Genomic DNA, 1,547 nt, shown 5'->3' with positions numbered 1-1,547 from the left:
ATGTTGAGGCTGGTTTTAAATGTCCGGGTTTCAGCTGAATTGAAATGTCCGTCAGGTCTTGCCAAATATCTCCTGGCTGCGGGTCTGTAAGTCAGCAAGGGCTTCGAGCAAATCATTTTCATCTAAAGAGCGCTGTGACTTCTTCGCCGGGTCTTTTTTCTGTCCTCTGCGACTGGGGCCGCTGCCTGACGGGACCGAGAGTGAACGCGTGCTGTCGCGCTTTTCCTGAACCAGTTTAGCCACAGCCAGCGCGTGTCCCAGCCGCTTATTCTCAACGATGGCGCCCTGGTCGACTTCCGCCAGGCGGTCATAAGCAGAGCAGGGAAGTGCAGTACCATTTGCCCGCAGCTCAATTTTTCCATCCGGATAATGATAAATCTCGATATATTTTCCCATTACCTGACGACTTTTATCATTGTCTTCAAGCAGATAAAGCGTTTTATCATACTGGACTGTAAGCGATTTTGAGACGCGCCTTGGCTCGCGCCAGGTGAATATCAGATCCAGATTATCGTCTGCATCAAGTGCCCGGTGAACGTTGAAATCATGTCGCGGTTCTTTCGCAAAACGCCGGTTGTAGTCCGCCATGAACTCAGCGGCAAAGGCGTTGGCTGCTTCCGGCGTGCTGATTTTGCGCAGCCGCAGCTCCTTGACCAGCCTGTCCTGAAGCGTCAGATGTGCACGTTCAACACGGCCCTTGGCAGAACTGGTATTAGCACAGATGCCGGTGATGTTCAGCTCGTTCATCGCGCGCCCGAACTGCGTCTGGCCGTCACCGCCAGCCGCATTTTTGTTATTAATGCGAAAAATGCTGGCTTTGTCGCTGTAGAATGCCAGCGGCTTACCGTGCAGCTGCAGATAGCCGCGCGTGGCGTCAAAATAGGTGAACGTGGACTCAGATTTTACGAAGTGGAGCTGCATCAGGCGGCTGGTCGCGTCATCAACGTAGACCAGCAGCGTGCAGGCAGGACCGCGTTCCTCAAACCAGCGGTGATCGCAGCCGTCGATCTGTATCAGCTCGCCAACGCAGGCGCGACGATAGCGCGGCTGCTGGATCCTCGGCGCACGCATTTTCCGGGGGATCCAGAGTCCGGCGCGAACCATCAGCTGACGCACGGTCTCTTTAGCCAGCACAACGTCATGGAGTTCGGCCAGCTTCTCGCAGGCGAGCGTCGGACCAAAGTCGGCGTAATTATCTCGAATGATGCCCAGAGCAAGTTCAGCAAGGCCAGGAACAAGCTGCCGATTACCGCGCAATCCACGGCGGCGGTTCGCCAGTGCCAGCGGTCCGGACTCGCGATAACGCGCAAGCAGACGCCGGCAGTGGCGATCCGTAAGGCCAAGTCGTTGTGATGCAAGCGAAGTGGTGAGCCTGCCATCAATGACATCCTGCAGGATCTTGAGGCGGTTAACTTCATTCATCGTAAAGCACTCCGAACCGTAAGCCGTCATCAGTTGCGTCCTCAGCCGGGAAACCCTGGAAAAAGGACGATAAAGCGGACATCTCAATATAGCCAGAGGCGGACATCTGAATTTAGCCACTACAA

The 1,547-nt window shown here is 55.1% G+C and carries 1 protein-coding gene; it reads right to left on the bottom strand.

From position 1 onward, the window contains the following. Positions 1–51 precede the first annotated feature (51 nt). A complete protein-coding gene (locus K5Y30_RS24710; RefSeq protein WP_222214029.1) occupies positions 52–1,452 on the bottom strand; it encodes an ISNCY family transposase in 1,401 nt (466 codons plus the stop codon). Positions 1,453–1,547 lie beyond the last annotated feature (95 nt).

It is taken from the genome of Pantoea sp. DY-5, from assembly GCF_019795955.1.
Taxonomy (GTDB): Bacteria; Pseudomonadota; Gammaproteobacteria; order Enterobacterales; family Enterobacteriaceae; genus Pantoea; species Pantoea leporis.
The sequence above is the reverse complement of the archived record's forward strand: the minus strand, read 5'-3'. Positions and strand labels throughout refer to the sequence as shown.

What these genes read in the sequence shown, in the direction of transcription:
- K5Y30_RS24710 (WP_222214029.1), bottom strand. Translation starts at nt 1,452, where the DNA reads ATGACGGCTTACGGTTCGGAGTGCTTTACGATGAATGAAGTTAACCGC.